The 22976-nt window shown below is 75.7% G+C and carries 18 protein-coding genes and 1 riboswitch; of the genes, 7 read left to right on the top strand and 11 right to left on the bottom strand.

Annotated features, from left to right (window positions below; genetic code table 11):
• Positions 1-71 precede the first annotated feature (71 nt).
• From LG379_RS13830 to LG379_RS13820, 3 genes are all read right to left on the bottom strand, one after another.
• On the bottom strand, positions 72-704 hold the full coding sequence (locus LG379_RS13830; protein ID WP_225755172.1) for an HNH endonuclease: 633 nt from the start codon (positions 702-704) through the stop codon (positions 72-74).
• A 225-nt stretch (positions 705-929) separates the two neighbouring features.
• Positions 930-1736 carry a C40 family peptidase gene (locus LG379_RS13825; protein ID WP_225755171.1) on the bottom strand — a complete coding sequence of 269 codons (807 nt, stop codon included), beginning with the start codon at positions 1734-1736 and terminating at the stop codon, positions 930-932.
• Positions 1737-1738: 2 nt separating this feature from the next.
• Positions 1739-1898: riboswitch (cyclic di-AMP (ydaO/yuaA leader) on the bottom strand.
• A gap of 364 nt (positions 1899-2262) precedes the next feature.
• Positions 2263-2976 (bottom strand): metal-dependent transcriptional regulator, encoded by a 714-nt coding sequence (locus tag LG379_RS13820; protein ID WP_225755170.1) that lies wholly within the window; start codon positions 2974-2976, stop codon positions 2263-2265.
• Positions 2977-3085: 109 nt separating this feature from the next.
• On the opposite strand from LG379_RS13820, the gene serC reads away from it, so the two are divergent.
• Both serC and LG379_RS13810 read left to right on the top strand, forming a co-directional pair.
• Positions 3086-4222: a phosphoserine transaminase gene (gene serC / locus LG379_RS13815; RefSeq protein ID WP_225755169.1), complete on the top strand. Its 1137-nt coding sequence runs from the start codon at positions 3086-3088 to the stop codon at positions 4220-4222.
• Positions 4219-5511, top strand: a complete 1293-nt coding sequence (locus LG379_RS13810) for a sugar MFS transporter (protein ID WP_225755168.1) — start codon at positions 4219-4221, stop codon at positions 5509-5511. Before serC ends, LG379_RS13810 begins: the two co-directional genes overlap by 4 nt.
• A 111-nt stretch (positions 5512-5622) precedes the next feature.
• Here the strand turns inward: LG379_RS13810 and LG379_RS13805 are convergent, their stop codons facing one another.
• From LG379_RS13805 to LG379_RS13790, 4 genes are all read right to left on the bottom strand, one after another.
• Positions 5623-6981: an MFS transporter gene (locus LG379_RS13805; RefSeq protein ID WP_225755167.1), complete on the bottom strand. Its 1359-nt coding sequence runs from the start codon at positions 6979-6981 to the stop codon at positions 5623-5625.
• On the bottom strand, positions 6978-7463 hold the full coding sequence (locus LG379_RS13800) for a MarR family winged helix-turn-helix transcriptional regulator (RefSeq protein WP_225755166.1): 486 nt from the start codon (positions 7461-7463) through the stop codon (positions 6978-6980). The genes LG379_RS13805 and LG379_RS13800 overlap by 4 nt, the downstream gene beginning before the upstream one ends.
• 139 nt (positions 7464-7602) lie before the next feature.
• A complete protein-coding gene (locus LG379_RS13795; RefSeq protein WP_225755365.1) occupies positions 7603-8916 on the bottom strand; it encodes a UDP-glucose/GDP-mannose dehydrogenase family protein in 1314 nt (437 codons plus the stop codon).
• 118 nt (positions 8917-9034) lie between these two features.
• Complete coding sequence (locus tag LG379_RS13790) at positions 9035-10531, bottom strand: NCS2 family permease (protein ID WP_225755165.1); 1497 nt, start codon at positions 10529-10531, stop codon at positions 9035-9037.
• Positions 10532-10613: 82 nt separating this feature from the next.
• Between LG379_RS13790 and LG379_RS13785 the strand changes: the two genes are divergently transcribed.
• The gene (locus LG379_RS13785) at positions 10614-10847 is read left to right on the top strand and encodes a DUF2530 domain-containing protein (protein WP_225755164.1); all 234 of its coding nucleotides are present in this window, start codon (positions 10614-10616) and stop codon (positions 10845-10847) included.
• Here the strand turns inward: LG379_RS13785 and LG379_RS13780 are convergent, their stop codons facing one another.
• The 4 genes from LG379_RS13780 to LG379_RS13765 form a co-directional block, all read right to left on the bottom strand.
• Positions 10848-13913 (bottom strand): sacsin N-terminal ATP-binding-like domain-containing protein, encoded by a 3066-nt coding sequence (locus LG379_RS13780; RefSeq protein WP_225755163.1) that lies wholly within the window; start codon positions 13911-13913, stop codon positions 10848-10850.
• A complete protein-coding gene (locus tag LG379_RS13775) occupies positions 13910-14806 on the bottom strand; it encodes a DUF3027 domain-containing protein (RefSeq protein ID WP_225755162.1) in 897 nt (298 codons plus the stop codon). Before LG379_RS13775 ends, LG379_RS13780 begins: the two co-directional genes overlap by 4 nt.
• The gene (locus LG379_RS13770; RefSeq protein WP_225755161.1) at positions 14806-15189 is read right to left on the bottom strand and encodes a cold-shock protein; all 384 of its coding nucleotides are present in this window, start codon (positions 15187-15189) and stop codon (positions 14806-14808) included. Before LG379_RS13770 ends, LG379_RS13775 begins: the two co-directional genes overlap by 1 nt.
• Positions 15190-15336: 147 nt before the next feature.
• On the bottom strand, positions 15337-15678 hold the full coding sequence (locus LG379_RS13765; protein WP_225755160.1) for a hypothetical protein: 342 nt from the start codon (positions 15676-15678) through the stop codon (positions 15337-15339).
• 93 nt (positions 15679-15771) lie between these two features.
• Here LG379_RS13765 and LG379_RS13760 point away from each other — a divergent pair, with 93 nt between their 5' ends.
• The 4 genes from LG379_RS13760 (at position 15772) to LG379_RS13745 (ending at position 22943) form a co-directional block, all read left to right on the top strand.
• Complete coding sequence (locus LG379_RS13760; protein ID WP_225755159.1) at positions 15772-16359, top strand: TetR/AcrR family transcriptional regulator; 588 nt, start codon at positions 15772-15774, stop codon at positions 16357-16359.
• 44 nt (positions 16360-16403) lie between these two features.
• Positions 16404-18944 carry a helicase-associated domain-containing protein gene (locus tag LG379_RS13755; protein ID WP_225755158.1) on the top strand — a complete coding sequence of 847 codons (2541 nt, stop codon included), beginning with the start codon at positions 16404-16406 and terminating at the stop codon, positions 18942-18944.
• Between the two features lie 103 nt (positions 18945-19047).
• A complete protein-coding gene (locus tag LG379_RS13750; protein ID WP_225755157.1) occupies positions 19048-20694 on the top strand; it encodes a DNA repair helicase XPB in 1647 nt (548 codons plus the stop codon).
• 170 nt (positions 20695-20864) lie between these two features.
• Positions 20865-22943 (top strand): TPM domain-containing protein, encoded by a 2079-nt coding sequence (locus LG379_RS13745; RefSeq protein WP_225755156.1) that lies wholly within the window; start codon positions 20865-20867, stop codon positions 22941-22943.
• Positions 22944-22976: the final 33 nt, after the last annotated feature.

The following is a 22976-nucleotide window of genomic DNA, read 5'->3' as shown; positions in this document are numbered from 1 at the left end:
GCCCACAGTCTGCCGATGCCACGACCGTACCGGGGGAACTTCCGACTCCGGAGTGTCCCGCGGGTGCGGTGCTACGCCGCCAGGTACGCCATCCAGGACGGGTGCGGGCGCACGGAGGCACCCAGCACCGCCGCAGGCCCACGGGGGTGCGTCGGCGTCACGAGCAGCTGCCAGCCGATCTCGGACAGCAACCGGTCGGCCTTGCGGTGGTTGCACCGAGAGCAGGCCGCGACGACGTTCGTCCACACGTGGCGACCGCCGCGCGAGCGCGGGTGGACGTGGTCCACCGTGTCGGCCGGGCCGGCGCAGTACGCGCAGCGCTGACCGTCGCGCGCGAGCACCGTCCGACGCGTCGGCGTCACCGACCGGCGGTAGGGCACGTGGACGTACCGGGTGAGGCACAGGACGTGCGGCACGGGCAGCGCCATGCGCTCGGAGCGCAGCACGCGGCCGTCCGACTCCAGCACGACCGCCTTGCCGGCCAGCACCAGCGACACCGCCCGGTGCACGCCGACGACGCACAGCGGCTCGCGGCTCGCGTTGAGGACCAGCGCGCGCGGCAGCCCGCCGGGGTCGAACGGTGGGGCCGGATGCTCACCCCCCGCGGCGTCGTCGGCCTCCTCGCGGGCCGCGTGGATCGCGGCGGCAAGGGTGTCCAGGCGCGCGCCGGCGCCCGTCGTGACTCGGTCTGTCGTCCGTAGCACGGCAGCCTCCGGGACCAGCGCACCGGGACCTGACCGGCTGCCAGGTCCGCCTGGTGGAGCGGGGCCAGCGTACTGCGCGACCGGGCGCGAGGTCGCGGTGCCTCGCGAACGGCTCAGGAGGCGTCGGTGAACGGGTGGGCGACGCCCCACGCCGACCCGCGACGCCCGGCACGCCGAGAGCCCCGGACCGTCGTGGTCCGGGGCTCTCGGTCGGTGCTGCGAGCGTCAGCCGATGCGGATGTAGATCGGGTTGGTCTGCCAGATCGACCGGAACTGCACGGTCTTCCCCGGGCGGGGCGAGTCGATCTGCATGCCGTCACCGGCGTAGATGCCGATGTGGCCAGGGGACCAGATGAGGTCGCCCGGCTGGCGCTGGTCCGCCGGGACGACCGTGCCGGCGTAGCGCTGCTCCGCGGACGTCCGGGGGATCGTGATGCCGACCTGCGCGTACACGTAGGACGTGAACCCGGAGCAGTCGAAGCCGTCGGGCGTCGTGCCACCCGAGACGTACGGCACGCCGACGTAGCGGGCAGCGGCCTCGATGACCGCGGACCCGATGCCGCTCGCGGGGATGGCAGCGGCCGGCTTCTCCGGGGCCGGGGCCGGGGCAGCGGCGGCCGGGGCAGCGGCGCGCTCGGCGGACCGCGACGTGCTCTCGGTCCGGCGGGGCTCCGGCTCCGGCTCGGGCTCCGGCTCCGGCTCGGGCTCCGGCTCCGGGTTGGCCGTGATCTGGATCTGCGGCGCCTTGAACGTCCACGCCGCGTCGGCGGGGACGGACACGGCGGGGGCCGTCGCGAGGGCGGCGCGCGCCTCGGCGGTGAGGGCGCTGACGTCGACGGCGGGGACCGCGTTCGCCGGGCTGTCGGCCGGGGCGGCGGAGGCCGGGAGCGCCATGGTCATGACGAGGCCGGACGATGCGGCGACGACGGCGGAGCGGCGGCTGACGGTCGCCAGGTTGCCGGCGAGGTCGTCCAGGGGGGTCGAGGGGCGGCGGGCCGCGCGGTGGCGGGCTCGCTGGGGCGTAGCGGTCACGTAATACCTCTCCGGACGCCTACGAGGTGAGCTGTCGGGTTCGGGTGGGAGATCACCCGGCCGCGCTCCCGTCCGAGGACGGTCCTGCGGCTTCACCCCGAGGACACCGTGTGGTGCCCGTTGGTGGTTCCCCCGCTCCTGCCGTGATGTCGTGAGGGGCCCCGGGCGGCGGCAGGACTCGGCGTTCCGCTCGGGGGCTTCGCGGAGGAGGGTTCCTCGAAGCACCGCGAATGTACCCGGTCATTCGGAGCGATGTCACGCTCCGGTCACGGCCGCAACCGTTGTGTCTCGGAACGATCACGGAGGGAGCCTGGGCGCACGGGACCGAGGTCCCGGCGACGGCCGCCGAGGCTCGATCCATCACGAGGAGTACGGGAGGTCAAGGGCAGGTAGATCGCCGGACGGGTCCCCAGGTCAGGAGAACGGGCCGAGTGCGGCGTCGGGGGCGGTGCGACGGCTCGTGGGGCGGGACGCACGACCGCCGCCCGGCGGCACCAGGGACCGCCGATGTGACATACGTCTCAGCTCACGCAGCGGTCGTGTCGGCGGTCGACACGAAGACGTGCCGTGCGACGTCGTCCGGCAGGTCGACCACCAGCTCGGCGCCCGGCGCGCCGACGGCGACCATCCCGTCGACGACCTCCACGCGCACGACCGCACCGGGGAGGACCCCCGCGCCCACGAGGCGCTGCAGGAGCTCGGTGTCGGTCTGCAGCGGCTCCCCGAGCCGGCCGACGACGACCTCGCTGACCCCCGGCACGGCACGCGCGTGCGCGACGAGCGAGACGACGCCGTCGAGGAAGCCCTCGGGCAGCAGGTGGTCCCCGAGCTCGGCCAGTCCGGGGATCGGGTTGCCGTAGGGCGAGTGGCGCGGGTGGCCCAGCAGCTCGATGAGCCGCTTCTCGACGCGCTCGCTCATGACGTGCTCCCACCGGCAGGCCTCGTCGTGGACGTAGCTCCACTCGAGCCCGATGACGTCGGTGAGCAGGCGCTCGGCGAGCCGGTGCTTGCGCATGACCCGCGTCGCCTTGGCCTGGCCCTCCTCGGTCAGCTCGAGGTGGCGGTCACCGCTGACGACGACGAGGCCGTCGCGCTCCATCCGCGCGACGGTCTGCGACACCGTGGGCCCGGAGTGCCCGAGCCGCTCCGCGATGCGGGCGCGCAGGGGGACGATCCCCTCCTCCGCCAGCTCGTAGATCGTGCGCAGGTACATCTCGGTCGTGTCGATCAGGTCGCTCACGCGGTGCTCCGTCCTTCCCGCTCGTCCCCCTACGGCCCCCTGTCCGCACCCAAGGTTACGTGGCCGGACCGCCCGGTCCCCGCCTCGCGAGCACCCCTACAGTGGGCGCGTGGCCGACGCGACCGACATCGTCATCCCCTCCGCGCTCCTGCCGGTGGACGGCCGCTTCGGCTCCGGCCCGTCCAAGGTCCGCCCGGCGCAGGTGGAGGCGCTCGCCGCAGTCGGCCGCACCGTCCTGGGCACCTCGCACCGGCAGGCGCCCGTCCGCTCCCTGGTGCGCCGCGTGCGGACCGGGGTCGCCGAGCTGCTCGGCGCGCCCGACGGCTACGAGGTGGTCCTCGGCAACGGTGGCTCGACCGCCTTCTGGGACGTCGCGACCCTCGGCCTGGTCCGCGAGCGCGCGCAGCTGTGCAGCTTCGGGGAGTTCGGCGGCAAGCTCGCGACCGCGGTCCGGAGCGCGCCGTTCCTGGCGGAGCCGACCGTGCGGACCGCGGAGCCGGGCTCGGCGGTCCTGCCCGAGCCGGAGGCCGGCGTCGACGCGTACGCCTACCCCCAGAACGAGACGTCCACCGGGGTGGCCGTGCCCGTCACCCGCCCGGGCCGCACGGGCGCCGACGACGACGCGCTGACCCTCGTCGACGCGACGTCGGCCGCGGGTGGCCTGTCGGTCGACCTGACGCAGACCGACGCCTACTACTTCGCACCCCAGAAGTCCTTCGCGTCCGACGGCGGCCTGTGGCTGGCGGTCCTCTCCCCCGCGGCCGTCGCGCGCGCCGAGGCGATCGGCGCGTCCGGCCGGTGGATCCCGGAGTTCCTGTCGCTGACGACCGCGATCACCAGCAGCCGCGCGGACCAGACCCTCAACACGCCGGCCGTCGCGACCCTCGTGCTGCTCGCGGACCAGCTCGACTGGATGCTCGACCACGGCGGCCTCCCCTGGGCCACGGCGCGGACGGCGCAGTCCGCGGAGCACCTCTACGGGTGGGCGGACGCCCGCGACTGGGCCCAGCCGTTCGTGACGGACCCCGGGCTGCGCAGCGCCGTCGTCGGCACCGTCGACCTGGACGCGGCGATCGACGCGCCCACGGTCTGCGCGGTGCTGCGACGCCACGGCGTCGTCGACGTCGAGCCGTACCGCAAGCTCGGGCGCAACCAGATCCGGGTCGCGATGTTCCCGGCCGTGGAGCCCGCGGACGTCCAGGCGCTGACCGCGTGCGTCGACCACGTCGTCGAGCGCCTGGGATGACGAGCGTCCGGCGCGACCGCCTCACGGTCACGCTCTACGGCACCTTCGTCACGTGGGGCTGGTTCCTCTACGGCTTCGGGCCCGCCGTCCCGCTCATCGCCGCCGAGCAGGGCACGAGCCTGGCGCTCGCCGGGCTGCACGGCACGGGCATGGCCGCGGGCACGGTCATCGCCGGCGCGATGAGCTCCGCGCTCGCGGTGCGGCTCGGCCGGCGCATCCAGGTGCTCGTCGGCGCGGGGACGCTCGTCGTCGGGGTGGTGGCGCTCCTGCTGGGCTCGGCTCCCTGGCAGACGATCGGCGCCGTCGCGGTCGCGGCCATCGGCGGCGGCTTCCTCATCTCCGGTGCGCAGCCGGCGCTGGCCCGGCACCACGGCCCCGCGGGCGCGGCCGTCGTCACGGAGGCCAACGCCATGGGGTCCGGGGTGGGGCTCGTCGCGCCGCTCGCGGTGGGCGCGGCCGTGGCGGCCGGCTGGTCGTGGCGCCCGGCCGTCGCCGTCGTCGTGCTCCTGACCGTCGCCCTCGCGATCGGTGTGCTCCGCCTGCCGGGGACCGGCGCGCTGGGCCACGGGACGGCGACCCGCCGGGTCGCCGTCGCGGCCGTCGCCGGTCCTGGCGCGGTCGTCGTCGCCGCGGCGGACGGGCCGGCACCCGACGGTGGGAGTCGCCCGGTGGCAGGTGGTGCGACCGCAGCAGGCCGGCTGCGCGGCCCCGGCTTCACGCGCGCGTTCTGGTTCTTCTGGGCGGCCATGCTCGCCGGGGTGGCGATCGAGTTCTCGACGACGTTCTGGGCGGCCGAGCTGGTCGTGTCGCGGACGGGGGCCGGGCCGTCAGTGGCCACGGCGACGGTCTCCGCGCTCGTGGCGGGGATGACGGCCGCCCGGCTCGTCGTGGGGCCGCTCTCCCTGCGCAAGGCGCCGGAGAAGCTCCTCCTCGTCGCGTACGCGGTGGCGGCGGTCGGCTTCGTGATCCTGTGGACCGCGACCAGTCCCGGGGTCGCCGTGCTCGGTCTCGTCGTCGCCGGTCTGGGGTACGGAGCCCACTACCCGCTCGCCGTGTCCCTCGTCCTGCAGCACGCGGCGGACCGGCCCGACCAGGCGCAGGCGACGTCGACCGTCGGTACCGGGATCGCGGTCGGGCTGGCGCCCTTCCTGCTCGGCGCCCTCGCCGACGCCTTCGGGTCGCACACGGCGTTCCTGCTCGTGCCGGTGCTGCTCGTCGCCGGAGCGACCGCCGTCGCCCTCGGCCTGCGCACGGTGCTGCGGACACCGGCCGAGACCCGCCCGGCCTGACTTGGCCCGCCCAGAACCCTCCGTCCAGACCGCCACTTCGCGTCCAGACCGCCACTGTCAGCACGTGGGGCGAGAGGAAAGTGGCGGGCTGGACGGGGGTGGGGGTGCTGGTCAGGCGGCGGAGGCGCGGTCCCTCGCCTGCTGGGCCTCGATCTCGCGGGCGGCGTCCTGGCGTGCCCGGCGGTCCGCCGAGGACTCCTCCTCCGGCTCACCGTCCAGGTACGTCACCTGCAGGTGCGGCCGCTCGCTGAGGCTGTAGCGCACCTCGAGGTTCCAGTGCCGCTTCGCCCACACGGCTGCCGCCGACGCCACGACGAGCGCGCTGACCGAGCCGATGCCGATCGCCCACCGGGCGCCGAACGTCTCGGCGATCCACCCGATGATCGGCGAGCCCACCGGCGTCGCCCCGAGGAAGACGACCATGTACAGCGACATGACGCGCCCGCGCATCGCCGGGTCGGTCGAGAGCTGGAGCGTGGTGTTCGCCGCCGTCATCATCGTCAGGGACGCGAAGCCGACCGGGATGCAGGCGAGCAGGTACAGCTCGTAGGTCGGCATGAGTGCCATGACACCGGTCGAGATGCCGAAGCCGAAGGCCGCACCGACGACGAGCCGCACCCGGGGGCGTTCCCGCCGCGCGGCGAGCAGCGCACCGGTGAGCGAGCCGATGGCCAGCACGGAGCCGAGGATCCCGTACTCCTGCGGGCCCCGGCCGAACTCGGTGCGGGCCATGACCGCGCTGGTCAGCTGGAAGTTCAGGCCGAACGTGCTGACCACGCCGACGACCACCATGACCACGACGATGTCGCTGCGGCCCCGCACGTACCGGATGCCCTCGCGGATCTGACCCTTGCCGCGCTTGGTGCGCTCGCGCGCGTGCAGCTCGCCGCGACGCATGAGCGTGAGGGAGAGGATCGTCGCGGCGAACGTCACCGCGTTGATGATGAACACCCAGCCGGTGCCGACGGCGGCGATGAGCAGGCCGGCCAGGCCGGGCCCGATGAGGCGGGCCGCGTTGAACGACGCGCTGTTGAGCCCCACCGCGTTGGACAGCCGGTCCGGCAACACCATGTCCGCCACGAAGGTCTGGCGCACGGGGGCGTCGATCGCCGAGACGCAGCCCAGCAGCGCCGCGAAGACATAGACGTGCCACAGCTGCGCCGCGCCGCTGAGGACGAGGACACCCAGCCCGGCCGCCAGCACGCCCTGGGCGACCTGCGTGGCGATGAGGAGCTTGCGGCGGTCCATCCGGTCGGCGAGCAGGCCGGCGTAGGCGGACAGCACGAGGATCGGCGCGAACTGCAGGGCGGTCGTGATGCCGACCGCGACGCCGGAGTCGTCCGTGAGGACGGTGAGGACCAGCCAGTCCTGCGCGACGCGCTGCATCCACGTGCCGATGTTGGCGACGAGCGCGCCGGCGAACCACAGCCGGTAGTTGACGAAGCGCAGGGAGGCGAAGGTGGGGCTCACGGCTGCACCACCGTCCGCAGGATCCGGGCCGCCCGCGCGAGCGTCTCCCGCTCCTCGGGCGTCAGCCGGGCCAGGCGCTGCGCGAGCCACTCGGTCCGCCGACGGCGGGTCTCGCGCACCTCGGCCTCACCGGCATCGGTGATGGAGACGAGGACCTGGCGCCGGTCGCTCGGGTGCGGGTCGCGGCGGACCAGGCCGGCCTCGACGAGCGCGTTGATCGTCCGCGTCATCGGCGGCGGATGGACGTGCTGGTCCTCGGCCAACGCCGTGGGCGTCATCGGCCCGTTCGTGGACAACGCCGCCAGCACGCCGTACTGGCCGTCGGTGATCGCGTCGGAGCTGCGCTCCCACCGCAGCCGCCGCACGAGGTGCGTGGTGGCGACGCGCAGCTCGCTCGCCAGCGGCGCCGGGCGGCACTCGGTGGCGCGCGGGCGGGCCGGGGCGGTGGTGGACGACTCGCGGTCGGCGGCAGGGACGGGCACCCCCTGATCCTAGGTCATTACCGAAGGTCATGACCTGCGGACAGGGGGTGACCTCGGGCACGTCCGGAGCGGTGCATCGCCCTGCCGCGACAGGGCGGCGCGGGTGTCACGCACCTCCGTCTGCACCGGAGGCGTCGCCTCAGGGCCGACCGAGCGCCCGGTACACCCAGCCGGCCGCGCGCCACGCGACGGGGTCCAGGACGTTCCGACCGTCGACGATCACCTTGCGCGCCACGACGTTCCCGAACGCGTGCGGGTCGAGGCTCCGGTACTCCGGCCACTCCGTCGCGAGCAGCACGACGTCGGCCTCCTTCGCGGCCTCGTCCGCCGTGGCGGCGTAGCGCAGGTCCGGCCACATGCGCTCCGCGTTGCCGAGCGCCTGCGGGTCGGTGACCACCACGTGCGCGCCCTGCAGACCCATCTGGGCGGCCACGCTCAGCGCCGGGGAGTCGCGGATGTCGTCGCTGTCCGGCTTGAACGCCGCCCCGAGGACGGCCACGCGGCGCCCGACGATCGAGCCGTCGCAGACCTCCCGCACCAGGTCGACGGTGCGCACGCGCCGGCGCATGTTGATGGAGTCGACCTCCCGCAGGAAGGACAGGGCCTGGTCGACACCGAGCTCTCCCGCCCGGGCCATGAACGCGCGGATGTCCTTGGGCAGGCACCCCCCGCCGAAGCCGAGGCCCGCGTTGAGGAACCGGCGGCCGATCCGCGCGTCGTGCCCGATCGCGTCGGCGAGCTGGGTCACGTCCGCGCCCGTCGCCTCGCACAGCTCGGCCATCGCGTTGATGAAGGAGATCTTCGTCGCGAGGAAGGAGTTGGCCGCGACCTTGACCAGCTGCGCCGTCGCGCGGTCGGTCACCACGACGGGGATCCCCTCCGCGATGGGGGTCGCGTACACCTCGTCCAGGAGGTCCTTGGCGCGCGCGCCGGTCTCCCCGTCGGGCAGGCCGTAGACGATCCGGTCCGGGTGCAGGGTGTCCTGCACGGCGAAGCCCTCGCGCAGGAACTCGGGGTTCCACACCACCGTGGCGCCGACCTGCGTCGCAGCGACCTCCTCGGCGATGCGCTCCGTGGTCCCGACCGGTACGGTCGACTTCCCGACGACGACGTCCCCCGCACGCAGGTGGGGCAGCAGGCCCTGGACGGCGGCGTCGACGTACCTCAGGTCCGCGGCGTACTCGCCCTTCTTCTGCGGCGTCCCGACGCACACGAAGTGCACCTGCGCCCCCTCCGCGGCCGCGATGTCAGTCGTGAAGGTCAGGCGGCCGGTCGCCAAGGAGGACGTCAAGAGCTCCGGCAGCCCGGGCTCGTAGAACGGGGCCTCGCCGCGCGCGAGCTGCTCGACCTTGGCCGCGTCGACGTCGACCCCGATGACGTCGTGACCCAGGTGGGCCATGGAGGCGGCATGGACCGCTCCCAGGTACCCGCAGCCGATCACCGAGATGCGCATGGTCACGCCTTCCTCCACCCACCAGTGCTGTCGAACCTGCACGACCCTAGGGCCTGCGTCACCGGGGCACCCGTGACCTCCGACCGGGCGAGGACGCCCGGCCGGAGGGAGGAGCGGCTCAGCCCAGGACGCCCATGCTCCGCAGCCCGTCCTCGATCGGCTCGATCGCGAAGTACAGGACGAAGAGGACCGCGGACAGGTACATGAGCGGGTGCACCTGGCGCGCCTTGCCGACGGCGATCTTGAGGGCCACGAACGACACGAAGCCCGCCCCGATGCCGACGGCGATGGAGAAGCTGAACGGCATGAGGATGATCGTGAGGAACGCCGGGATGGCGATCTCGTAGTTCTTCCAGTCGATGCCGGTGACCTGCATGAGCATGAGGAACCCGACGATGACGAGCGCCGGCGTCGCCGCCTCGTACGGGACCATGTTGACCAGCGGCGCGAAGAGCGTCGCGAGCAGGAACAGCGCGCCGGTGACCACCGAGGCGAGGCCTGTCCGCGCCCCGTCGCCGACGCCCGCGGCGGACTCGATGTAGCTGGTGTTGCTGGAGACGGAGCCCATGCCGCCCGCCACCGCGCCGAGCGAGTCCACGACGAGGATCTGGCGCGTGTTCGGGGGGTTGCCGTTCTCGTCGAGCAGGTCGGCCTCGGCGCCGATCGCGACCATCGTGCCCATCGTGTCGAAGAAGTCCGCGATCATGAGCGTGAAGACGAGGAGCACGACCGCGACGATGCCGATCTTCTCGACCGAGCCCAGCAGCGAGAACTGGCCGAGCAGGCTGAACTCGGGCTGGGACACGACGTCACCGGCCGAGCCGGGCAGCGAGGGCTGGACCAGGCTCCACCCGCCGGGGTTCTCCGCCGAGCGCGTCCCGAGGTCCGCGACGGCCTCGACGACGACGGCCAGGACGGTCGCCGCGACGACGCCGATGAGGATGGCGCCCTTGACGCGCCGGACCATGAGCACCGCGATGAGCAGCAGCCCGAGCAGGAAGACGACGACGGGCCAGCCGGCCAGCGACCCGTCCTGGCCGAGCTCGAGCGGCGTGGCCAGGCTCGCGGGGATGCGCACGAGACCGGCGTTGAAGACGCCGATGAGCGCGATGAACAGGCCGATCCCGACGCTGATGGCGAGCTTGAGCTCGACGGGGACCGCGCGGAAGACCGCCTCCCGGAAGCCGGTGAGGACGAGCACCAGGATGATGAGGCCCTCGAGCACGACCAGACCCATCGCGTCCGCCCATGTCATGCCCGGCAGCACGGCAACCGAGAACGCGACGAACGCGTTGAGGCCGAGCCCCGCGGCGAGGGCGAGCGGGAAGCGCGCGACGACGCCCATGAGGATCGACAGGACGCCCGCGACGAGCGCGGTGGCCGCGGCCACGAGCGGGAAGTTCGGCTCCGACCCGCCGCCGAGGAACGCCCCGGTCCCGTCGGGCACGCCGCCGATGATGAACGGGTTGAGCACGATGATGTAGCTCATCGCGAAGAACGTCACGAGACCGCCGCGCAGCTCGCGCGGGTAGTTCGAGCCCCGTTCGGTGATCTTGAAGAATCGGTCGACGGAGCCGAGCAGCCCCTGCCGTGGAGTGGTCGCGGTCTGCGTCATGGCGCAGAGGGTCCCAGAAATCGCGGGGGGCCGTGTGATCGTCCGCGGCCGGCGCGAGGACACCCGGCACTAGGCTCGCACCGTGACCGATCGGCGCCCCCGTCTCCTCGAGCCGAGCCGGCTGGAGCCCGTGCACCTGGACCTGCGCACGGTCTTCCTCGCGGGCATCGGCCTGTGGACGGTGGCGCTGCTCGTCTCGCTCGTCCTCACGGCGAGCGGTCAGGTGGCACCGCGGATCGCGTGGATCTGCGCCGCCGGCATCGGCCTCGGGGGCCTCGCCCTGCTGTGGGAGCGCCGGAACCGCTCGCGCACCTGATCAGCGCTCGGGCAGGTCCTCGGCCGCCGTCTCCAGCAGCACCGCGGCGAGCTCGTCCGGGTCGGACAGCAGCCGCGCGAGCCGGTCCCGGTGCCGGCGCCCGACGACCTCCGCCAGTCCGTCCGCCAGCCCGTCCGTCGTCGCGGCGTGCACGACCGGGGAGGGCTGCGCCGTGACCCACCAGGCGACAGACGCCCCGCCGACCCGCAGGTCCTCGTGCTCGACCCACACGGCCGGCGCCGTCGGGAACACCGCCCGGACGGCGTCGGGCACCGGGCCGGCCACGCCGTCGTCGTCGACCTCCAGGTCGAAGCGGTCCGCCGCGACGTCGGCCCCCAGGGCGTCCGCGAGCGCCTCGACCGCTGCGCCGGGCACGACGACCGCGGGCCGCGCGGCCGGGTGCTGGGCCTGCGCCAGCGTGACGACGACGACGTCGCCGGCGGGCACGGTCCGTACCTCGCCGTCGCCCACGAGCGCGGGCACCCGGTCCACCTCGAGGTCCAGCTGCGGGTCGCCGGCGGCGAGCCCGGCCAGGGCGCGCCAGATCGGCACCGCCAGCGCGAGCTCGACCTCCCCGTCCAGGGGCAGGGTGGCGAGCAGCTCGGCCCAGTCGTCGGCACCGAGGTCCTCCGGCGCGCCCACGGCACCGAGCGCGCGCAGCACCTCGCCGTCCAGCCCGACGACGGCGCCCGGCGGTCGCGGCAGGAGCGCGTCCAGCGGGCCGGCGCTCGCCTCCTCGCCGCGGAAGGGGCGCTCCAGCCCGAGCCCGGCGCGCGTCCGCAACCACCAGGCGACGTAGGTGGGGCACGGCGCGCCGTCGGCGTCGCGCACGCGGTCCAGCAGCGCCGGTCGGGCCGCGGTGGCCAGGGCACGGAGGACCTCCGGCCACGCGGCCGGGACGACGGCGTCCAGGTCGGCGACGGCGCGCTGCGGGCCGGCGGCGGGCCGGACCTCGTCCAGGTAGTCCTCCCAGCCGTCGAGGGCGTCGAGGACGAGCGCGAGGTCGTCGTGGGGGGCGCCGTGGTGCGGGTCGTCCCCGGCGGGCAGGAAGGCGTCGTACGCCTCGACGGGCACGTCGACCACGGCCAGGCCCGTCCGGACCCCCACCAGGGCCAGCACGCGCCCCCAGCGCGCCACGACGTCGTCGGCGACCGGCGGCAGGACGTCCGCGGCGAACCAGCGCCCGGCGTCCGACCCGGGCAGCACGAGGCCGCGCGCCGGGGACGGCTCGCCGTCGTCGGCGGGCAGGAGCAGCTCGCCCCACCAGGCCTCCGCGTGCGGTGCACCGCCGTCGGCCGCGACCCGGTCCAGCAGGGCGAGGAGGACGTCCGCGGTCGCCTCCTCGTCGTCACCGGTGAGCACGTGGCCGCGCAGCACGGGGTGCCGCAGCAGGTCCGTGACGGTCAGCCGCTCCGCGCCGAGCCGCTCGTGCAGCGGGTGGGCGGCGGCGGGGTGCACGACACGCAGCCCCCAGTCCGCGAGGCGACCCAGCACGTCGTCGTCGACGGCGCCGTCCAGCACCGTGAGCCCACGGGCGCCGCGGACGTGCCGACCGTCGGCGAGCGGGACGAGCAGCGTCGCGAGGGCCTCCAGCACCGCGGGCTCCGCGCCGGCCGCCGCGTCGAGCAGGCCCCGGTGCTCCGGCGGGTCGAGCGGGGGCAGGGCCTCCACGACGTCGGACGCGTCGAGCTCCTCCACACCGAGGGCACGCAGGGCGGCGCGGTGCCGGGTCGGGGCGGGGACCAGCCGCGGGACGCGTCGGCCGAGCACCGGGAGCAGGTCGGGGTCGTCGCCGGCCGGGCCCGCCAGGACCGCCGCGTCCCGCGGCGCGAGGGCCGGGCCGCCGTCGGCCGGGAGCAGGACCGGGACGGCCGCCGCGGCGGCGAGGACCTGCGCCCGCAGCGCGGCGTCGAGCGCACCGGACGGCAGTCCGCCGGGGACGAGGTCGAGCACGTCGGGCGCGCCGTCGTCCCGGTGGCAGGCGAGGAGGAGGTCGGCGTAGGTCCGGCCCGCCTCCTCGAGGAGGACGTCGGTGAGCGGCCCGCGCGCGACGTGCCGGCGGGAGGGGTCCAGGGGGAAGGTCGCGAGGACGAGGGCGGGGACGGTGCACGGCTCGTCCGTGGGCGTCGGCGCGTGGACGACCGGCGCCCAGGACGTCCGCGTCGACGGGCGCGGGACCGCCCACGTGACGGACCACGTCGTCCGGGCGCGCTCCTCGACGGGCCGGTCCACGAGCAGCCGCGGCCCGACCGCACCGGTCCGCGTCGCGACGACCCACCGCGATCGCACGTCGCGCACCGTCCGGGCCGCTCCGTCGGCCTCGACGACGACGTCGCCGAGGGCGGGCAGCGCCAGCAGCAGCGGGTCCGCCACGTCCTCGAGCTGCACCCGCACGGCGCTCACGGCGGCGGCGTCCCGCAGGACCAGCACGACGACCGTGTCCCATGCGCCGACGGGGGCACCGTCCGTGCCCACCAGGTCGCGCGCCTCCGCCGCTTCGCCCGCGGGGAGGGGGCCGGGCCAGGGCAGGCGCAGGGCCGGCAGGGCGTCCCCGCGGCGGGCGAGCTCGTCGCCCAGCACGCCCGTGCCGGCCACCGCGTCGCGGGTGCGCGCGAGCGAGAAGTGGACGGCGCCGGCGCGGCTGGCCACGGCGACGTCGTCGGCGACGGACCGGACGGCCGAGAACCCGACGCCGAACCTCCCGACGGGCGCGGTCGGGACGCCGCCGGGAGCGCCGGCCGTCCCCTCGTCGCGCTTCGCCGACGCGCGCAGGGACGCGAGGGACGCGACGCCCTCCGCGTCGAGCGCCGCGCCGGTGTTGGCGGCGAGCAGCAGGCCGCCGTCGCCGTGGTCGACGAGACGCAGGAGGAGGCTTCCCGCCGCACCGGCCCGCGACGCGGCGTCGGCGGCGTTCTGGGCCAGCTCGACGACGACGCGGTCGCGGTAGCCGCCGCGGGCGTGGTCCTCCTCGGCGTTCGCGTCCTCGCGGAACCGCGCCGGCTGGGCCGTCCAGGCCGCCAGGACGGCCTCGCGCAGACGGCCGGTCCCGAACGGGTCCTCGGTCACTCCTCGCCGGGGACGGTCTCGTCCGCGGGCGTCGGCTCCTCGGCGGGGACGGCCTCGTCCGCGGGCACCGGCTCCTCGTCCGGGACGGTCTCGTCGACGGGCGCCGGCTCCTCGACGGCGGCCTCCGTCGCGACAGGGCCAGGCACCGTCGCCAGGTCGACGAGCTCGAGCGGCTCGAGCTCCGACGGCGGGTCCGGCCAGTCGCTCGGCCCGTCGGGCACGTCCGTCTCCGAGTGCGCGCCGCACCCGTGGTCCATGCTCACGACCTTGCCGTCGTCCGGGGACCAGTCGTTCGCGCAGACGCCGAACTCCGTCCGCAACGACCCCGCCATGAGCAGGAGGAAGCCGCACGTCGAGCACGGCGCGCTCGCGGCGATGGCCTGCGGGGCGGTGGGGCCGTGGGACCCGGCGTACCAGCGCTCCGCGGCCTCCGAGCGACCGGTGCGCGACAGGACCCGCGGACGCCCGAGGCCCAGCTCGAAGACGGCGAGCTCGTCGGCGTCGGCGTCGCCGACCGCCTCGTACCCCTGGTCGAGGCGCTCGTCGTCGGGCAGGCGGGGCAGGACGTCACCGGTACCGAGGTCGCCGGGCCGGATCCGCTCGGACCACGGCACCCACGTGGGGGCGAGGACGGCGTCGTCGCTGGGCAGCAGGTGCACCTCGCACACCGAGGGCGTCCGGCCGCGCGGGACGCGGGCGACGGTGACCGTCCACTCCCAGCCGCGCTGGCCGAGCGCCGTCGTCGCGAAGCGGTGGGAGACGAGGCGCTCCCCCTCGACGACGAGGCCGAGGTGCTCGCCGACGAGGTCGGGCGAGCCGGCCTCCTCCACCGCGGCGGCGCGCGCGAGGTCGACGGCGGAGACCAGGACGGCGTCCTTCGTGGCGGTGGGCATCAGGCCTCGAGGTCGTCCGCGACGGCGCGCAGCAGGGTGGCGACCTTCGACGCCGCACCCTTCTCGGGGTAGCGCCCGCGGCGCAGGCCGTTGCCGACGTTGTCCAGCAGCTTGATGAGGTCCTCCACGATCATCGCCATGTCGTCGGCGGGCTTGCGGTGCGCCTTGGCGACGGACGGCAGCGGGTCGAGCACCTTGACGGACAGGGCCTGCGGTCCGCGGCGGCCGTCGGCGACGCCGAAGTCGACGCGCGTGCCGGGCTTCGGGGCCGTGACGCCGGCCGGCAGCGCCGAGGCGTGCAGGAACACCTCGTCGCCGTCTTCGCTGGCGATGAAACCGAAGCCGCGCTCGGCGTCGAACCACTTGACCTTGCCGGTGGGCACTGGGACCTCTGTCGTGTCGGCGGACGGGACCTGCTCAGGCTACCGGGCGCGGGGCGGGCGGTCCGCCGGTTTCCCTGACGACGAACGGCGCCACCGCCACGGCGTGCTGCTGCAGCCGTGGCGCCGTCGGCGGGCGTCAGGGGGCGCTCACCAGAAGACGGCGAGGACGACGTTGAGGAGAGCCAGGCCGCCGATCGCGCCCCAGACGCCGGTGGAGACGGACGACGCCTTGCGGCCCCGCCACGCGAGGACGGCGATGACGAGCGCGACGACGAGCTTGACGCCGATCTTGACGTGGTTGAGGTCGACGTCGCCCATCTCCGCCACCCCCACGAGCAGGACGCCCGTGACCAGGGCCGTCAGGGCGCCGTGGAGCATCGCCGGCTCGACCCGCTTGCGCGACGAGCGCGTCTGCACGAGGAAGCCGCCGATGATCGACGCCAGACCGACGATGTGCAGCACGAGCAGGAGGTCACGGGCGAAGTCCACAGCAGTACTCCTCGGGTCGGGGACGCGCCTTGTCGACGCGGCGTCGAGATCATAGCAACGCAATGTCGGCAAGCGTGGCAGACTGGGCGCGCCATGCCCCGGATCACCGCACCCACCGTCGCCGAGCACCGCGCCCGTCGCCGCGCCGACGTCCTGCGGGCGGCCGAGCAGATCGTCGTCGGCGAGGGCAGCCACGCGCTGACGGTGTCGGCCGTGGCGGCGCGCACGGGGCTCGCCCGGCCGTCGGTCTACGCCTACTTCCCGTCGAGCGAGGCACTGCTCGTCGCCCTGGTCGAGGAGGGCTTCGACCGCTGGACCGCGACGCTGCAGGACGCCACCGCCGGGGTCACCTCGCCCCGGGAGCTGGTCCGGGGATGGTTTCGGGCCGCGGCGCTCAGCGCGGCGCAGGGCAACCACCTCCTCGCCGCGGCGCTGCGGGACACGCCCCTGCCGCAGGACACCCGCGAGCGCCTGGCCCGCGGGCACCGGACGGCTGCGGAGCCGCTGCACGCCGCCGCGCGCGAGCTCGGCGTGACGGACCTCGAGGGGGCGTCGGCGCTCGTCCAGGGCGTCGCGGCGACGCTCATCGAGCGGGTCGAGGCGGGTGGCGACCCCGACGGCGAGGCCACCCGGGCCGCGTCCTTCGCGCTCGGCGGCCTCGATGCCCTCGCCGGCCGCTGAACCCGCCGCCGACCTCGTAGCGCCACCGCCGTAAGGTGGTGCGGATGTCCGTGTTCACGCAGGCCCTGCGCGTCCGCGGCGAGGCGGGCCTCGTCCCGCTCCTCGCCGTGCGACCCGACCTGGCCGCACCGCCGCCCTCGAGCGTCCGGTCGCTCGCGGCCCGGGCGGCCAACCGCGTGAGCCTGGACCGCGCCCTCGCCGCGCTGGACGCGGCGACCCTCCAGGCCCTGGAGGCCGTCCTCGCGCTGGACGGCACGACGGCTCCCGCGACCGACGCCTCGAGGGCCACGCGGCCCGGCGCACCCGCGCCACGCACCGGCGTCACCCTCGCGCAGCTCGCCGCGGCCATCGGCGCACCCGTGCCCGAGCTGCGCCCCGCCGTGGTGACCGCGCTGACCGCCGCCCTGCTGTGGACCGACCCGCCCCTTCCCGACGACGCCTGGGTGGACCTGCCCGCCGACGTCGCCCTGCGCCCGGCGCCCGGCCTGGCCGACGTCCTCGGGCCGCACCCGGCCGGCCTCGGCCCCACGCTCCGGGCCTCCCTGGAACGGCGCTCGCCCGCGGCGCTCGCCCGCCTGGCGGACGCCCTGGGCGTGGACGGGAGCACCCTGGCGGACGCGACGCCGGACGACCCGGCGCCGGAGACCCTCCTCGCCGCCGTCGTCGCGCGTCTGGCAGCACCCGCCGTCGTCGACGGCCTGCTCGCCGAGGCGCCGGCCGCCGTCCGTCCGGTGCTCGACGCCCTCGCCTGGGGCCCGCCCGTCGGCCGCTCCCCCGACGCGGCGCCCGGCGGGCCGTCGCCGGCGCGCGCCGGCGTCGAGTGGGCGCTGCGGCACGGGCTCCTTGCGGTCTCGGACGCCCAGCACGTCGTCCTCCCCTGCGAGATCGGCCTGGCGCTGCGGGGCGGGCGGACGCACCGCAGCGCCGAGGTCCCACCGGAGGTGACCGGGCCCGTCGTCGGCGCGGGCACGGTCGCGGCCGAGTCCGCCCGTGAGGCCGAGGAGGTCGTCCGGCTCGTCGCCGGGCTCGTGACGCTCTGGGGCGAGGACCCGGCGCCCGTGCTGCGAGCCGGCGGCATCGGCGCGCGCGAGCTGCGCCGCGCCGCCCAGCGGCTGGAGGTGGCCGAGGACGCCGCCGCGCTCGTCGTCGAGGTCGCGGGCGCGGCGGGCCTCGTCGTCGAGGACGGGGAGGACAGCGCCGCGATGGCGCCCGCCGCGGCCGCCGACGACTGGCTCGCCCTGCCGTCCACCGAGCGCTGGGCGGACCTGGCCGTCGCGTGGCTGCGGTCCGAGCGGGCGGCCTGGCTCGTCGGCACCCGCACCGAGAAGGGTGCCCTGCGACCCGCCCTCGACCCGGAGTCGCGCCGTCCGTGGGCCCCGCGCCTGCGCCGCGCCGTCCTCGACGTGCTCGCCGGCCTCCCGGAGGGCACGGCGGCCGCGGCGGCCGCCGTGCACGACGTCCTCCGGTGGCGCACGCCGCGGTCCGTCCCCCCGCTGCACGCCGTCGAGGCCGTCCTCACGGAGGCAGCGGCCCTCGGCATCCTCGGCGCGGGGGCGCTGTCCCCGGCGGGCCGCGCCCTGCTCGCCGACGACGACGGCGCGCCCGTCCCCACCGACGGCCTCAGCGGGCCGGCCGCCGCGCTGGCCGGTCAGCTGCCGCCGGACGTCGACGAGGTGCTCCTCCAGGGGGACCTCACGGGAATCGTGCCCGGACGACCGACGCCCGGGCTCGGGGGCCTGCTCGAGGGCGCCGCGCAGGTCGAGTCGCGCGGCGCCGCCCTGACCGTCCGGTTCACGGAGACGTCGGTGCGGCGGGCCCTCGACTCCGGGCGGACCGCCGAGGACCTGCTCGCGGACCTCTCGCGTCACGCCCGCTCGGGGGTGCCCCAGCCGTTGGAGTACCTCGTGCTGGACACGGCGCGCCGGCACGGACGCACACGGGTGGGGCTGGCGTCGTCCTACGTGCGCGCCGACGACCCCACCCTGCTGGCGGGCCTCGCGGAGGACCCGGCCCTGCGGGGGCTCGGCCTCCTCCGGCTCGCCCCGACCGTGCTCGCGGCGCAGGCGACGCCCGCTGCTCTGCTGGCGGCGCTCCGCGACCGCGGCCTCGCCCCCGTCACGGAGGACGCCACGGGCCACGTCGTGCTCGGCGCCACGACGGCGCACCGCGTCCGGCCGGCGCGCGGCCGCCGGACCGCGCCGGCGGGAGCGCCTGTCGGCGCGCCGGAGGCGACCGCCGCCCGGGACCGGCGGCTGCACCGTGTCGCGCGGGACCTGCTCGCCGTCGACCGCCGGGAGCGGGCGGCGGCGTCCGACGGGGGCGGCGCCCGCGACGCCGGCACCGCCGACGACGGCGCCCCCGGGACGGCCGCGTCGGACCCCGTCCTCGGGCTGGACCTGCTGCGCGAGGCCGCCGGTGCGGGCCGCGACGTGTGGCTCGAGATGGTCGACCCTGCCGGGGTCCCGGTGCGGCGCCGCGTGCGCCCGGTGCGCGTCGACGGCGGCCGGGTGCGCGTCGTCGACGCCGAGCGCGAGACCGAGATGACCGTGGCCGTGCACCGGATCGCCTCCGTGACGCCGGTCTGACCCTTGACGCCGTCCGCCGGGAACGGCGGCGTCCGCCCGGGAACAGCGCCCACCGGTCCGGGCGTTACCCAGACCCGACGATCCCCCACCACGAGGAGCCCGCGTGACCGACGGTCCGCTGATCGTGCAGAGCGACAAGACCCTCCTGCTGGAGGTCGACCACCCCGCCGCCGAGGCGTGCCGCCGCGCGATCGCGCCGTTCGCCGAGCTGGAGCGCGCCCCCGAGCACGTCCACACCTACCGGCTCACGCCGCTCGGCCTGTGGAACGCCCGCGCCGCGGGGCACGACGCCGAGCAGGTCGTCTCCGTGCTGCTCGAGCACTCGCGGTACCCGGTGCCGCACGCGCTGCTCGTCGACGTCGCGGAGACGATGTCGCGCTACGGGCGCCTGCAGCTCGTCTCGCACCCGACGCACGGGCTGGTCCTGCACGCCCTGGACCGTCCGGTGCTGGAGGAGGTCCTGCGGTCCCGCAAGACGGCCGGCCTGGTCGGCGCGCGCCTGGACGACGACGACGTCGTGGTCCACGCCAGCGAGCGCGGGCGCCTCAAGCAGGTCCTCCTCAAGCTGGGCTGGCCCGTCGAGGACCTCGCCGGCTACGTCGACGGCGAGGCGCACCCCATCGACCTCGTCACGGAGGGCTGGTCGCTGCGGCCGTACCAGGAGCAGGCGGTCGACAACTTCTTCCACGGCGGCTCGGGCGTCGTCGTGCTGCCGTGCGGGGCGGGCAAGACGCTCGTCGGCGCCGGCGCGATGGCGCGGTCTGGGACGACGACGCTCATCCTCGTCACCAACACCGTCTCGGCGCGCCAGTGGCGCGACGAGCTGCTGCGGCGCACGAGCCTGACCGAGGACGAGATCGGCGAGTACTCCGGTGCCCGCAAGGAGGTCCGTCCGGTCACCATCGCGACCTACCAGGTGCTGACGATGCGGCGGAAGGGCGTCTACCCGCACCTGGAGCTGCTCGACGCCCGCGACTGGGGCCTCATCCTCTACGACGAGGTCCACCTGCTGCCCGCGCCGATCTTCCGGATGACCGCGGACCTGCAGGCGCGCCGCCGTCTCGGCCTCACGGCGACGCTCGTGCGCGAGGACGGCCGCGAGGACGAGGTGTTCTCGCTCATCGGGCCCAAGCGGTTCGACGCGCCGTGGAAGGACATCGAGGCGCAGGGGTACATCGCGCCGGCGGAGTGCGTCGAGGTGCGGCTGACCCTGCCCGACCGCGACCGGCTCCTCTACGCGACCGCCGAGCCGGAGGACAAGTACCGCGTCGCCGCGTCGGCCCCCGGCAAGAACACCGTGGTCGAGCAGCTCGTGGCCAAGCACGCGGACGAGCAGGTGCTCGTGATCGGTCAGTACCTCGACCAGCTCGAGCTGCTCGCCGACCACCTCGACGCGCCGCTCATCACGGGCGAGACACCGGTCCGTGAGCGTCAGCGCCTCTTCGACGCGTTCCGCTCCGGTGAGGTGCGCCGGCTCGTCGTCAGCAAGGTCGCGAACTTCTCGGTCGACCTGCCCGAGGCCGCGGTCGCGATCCAGGTGAGCGGGTCGTTCGGGTCCCGGCAGGAGGAGGCGCAGCGCCTCGGCAGGATCATGCGCCCCAAGGCCGACGGCCGGACGGCGCACTTCTACGCCGTCGTCGCGCGCGACACGGTCGACCAGGAGTTCGCCGCGCACCGCCAGCGGTTCCTCGCCGAGCAGGGCTACGCGTACCGGATCGTCGACGCGGAGGACCTCGTCCCGGAGTCCTGACCGCACGGCACCGTGCGGCCGGCGCCGGGCGCACCGCGGGCGGCTCGCGGGCGGACGAACGGCGGCGGCCCGCAGTTCCCGGGGGCCCTCACGTGACGCGTTGCGCGAACACGGCCTGGTCAGCGCGCCAACTCGTTGCGGGCACCGCCCGCGTGGTCGAGGATCGAGCCGTGACCCCAGCCCGGACCCGCGCCCGTACCGTGCCCGCCCGGGCCGCGACCGCCCTGACCGGCGCCGCGCTCCTCACCCTCGGCCCGGCCCTCGCCGCGGGCGCCGCGGAGCCGATCGACCTGACGGAGCAGGTGGTCGACGAGGCCGGCGTGCTCGGCGGTCAGGCCGCGGAGGTCCAGGAGGCCGTCGACCGGCTCGCGACCGACGCAGGAATCGATCTCTACGTGGTCTTCGTCGAGGACTTCTCGGGTCGCACCTACACGGAGTGGGGGCAGGAGACAGCAGAGTTGTCGGGGCTCGGTGGACGCGACACCCTGCTTGCTGTCGCGGTGGGTGACCGTGACTACTTCTTCGGTGCAGCGGAAGGGTCACCTGCCCGGGCGGCGATCTCTGAAATCGAGCCCCAGGTGCGGTCGGAACTCAGCGCCAACGACTGGGCCGGTGCGGCACTCGCCGCAGCGACCGGCCTGCGGGAAGCAAGCACGGGCACCGGCACGGGAGCGGACCCTGGCTCGCCTCCCGGGGCCCCGGCCGTCGACGACGGCGGCGGCCTCGGGGGGTTCGTGACCCTGCTCCTCCTCGGTGGTGCCGTGATCGCCGGCGTCCTGCTCGTCCGCTCGCTGCGGCGGAAGAGGTCCGGGCCCGCGGACGGTCGCGGGCCGGGCGGACCGCCCGCGCCGGTGGCGCAGGGGCTGGAGGCGCTGCCGACCGACGAGCTGGACCGGCGCGCCGCCTCGGCCCTCGTCCGCGTCGACGACGCGGTCCGCACCTCGGAGCAGGAGCTCGGCTTCGCCCAGGCGCAGTTCGGCATCGAGGCGACGCGCGAGTTCGGCGCGGTGCTCGAGCGGGCCAAGAAGCAGGTGCTGGAGGCGTTCCACCTGCGCCAAGTGCTCGAGGACGAGATCCCCGACGACGACGCCACCGTCCGGCGCGTGTCCCTGCAGGTCCTCGCGCTGTGCCGCGAGGTCGCCGAGAGCCTGGACTCGCAGACCGACAAGTTCGACGAGCTCCGGGACCTCCAGAAGCGCGCACCGGAGCTGCTCGACGCCGACGAGGCCCGCGCCGCGGAGATCGAGGGACGCATCCCGGCGGCACGACGCGCGCTCGAGCAGCTCGCCGCCACCTACCCCCAGGAGGCGCTCGCCTCCGTCACGGCCAACCCCGACCAGGCCCAGGCCCTGCTGGACCAGGTGCGCGTCTCCGTCGGCCAGGGCCGGGAGGCGCTCGCGGCGGGCGACCGCGCCGCCGCGGTGGACCTCGCGCGGGCCTCGGAGAACGCGATCGGCCAGGCCGTGACGCTCCTGGACGCCGTCGACCGCGCGGGCTCCGACCTCGCCTCGGCGGCGCAGCGCCTCGAGCGCGCGATCGCCTCCATCAGCTCCGACATCGACGACGCCCGCCGCCTCGCCCCGCGCAGCGGCGAGGTCGCCCCGCGCGTCGACACGGCGCGCGTCGCGATCGAGCGGGCGCAGGCCGCACGGAGCGGAGGGGACCCGCTCGCCGCGCTGCGCACCATCACCGAGGCGGAGGCGGAGCTGGACCGCGCGCTGGCCCCGCACCGGGAGGAGGCGGAGCGCCGCAGCCGGGCGGAGCAGCACCTGGGCGAGACGCTCGGGCGCGTGGACTCCCTCATCCGGGCCACCGCCGACTTCATCACGACGCGGCGCGGCGCCGTCGGGCCGGACGCGCGGACGCGGCTCGCGGAGGCGGCGCGCCTCCTGCAGCTCGCCGGCGACCAGGCGCGCACCGACCCCGAGACGGCGCTCGCGACCGTCCAGCGCGCCGAGAGCCTCGCCCAGGAGGCGCAGGCGATCGCCCACGCCGACATCGACGACTACGAGCTGCGCCACCAGCCACGGACCCAGTACCACGGGGGCCCGAACGTCGGCGGCATGATCCTCGGCGGCATCCTCATCGACTCGATCCCCGCGGCGGCGGCGGTGGGGCGGCGGCTTCGGCGGAGGCTTCGGGGTGGCGGAGGCGGCGGCTTCGGCGGGGCGGCGGCGGATTCGGCGGCGGCTTCGGCGGAGGCGGCTTCGGTGGAGGGGGCGGCAGCTTCTAGGCGACAGGACGCGTGACCGACGGACGACCGGTAGACGACCGAGACAGGA

Origin of the sequence: Actinotalea sp. Marseille-Q4924 (assembly GCF_916618755.1) — a bacterium.
Classification (GTDB): Bacteria; Actinomycetota; Actinomycetes; order Actinomycetales; family Cellulomonadaceae; genus Actinotalea.
Note: the sequence above shows the minus strand (reverse complement) of the source record. Positions and strands in the feature narration are given on the sequence as shown.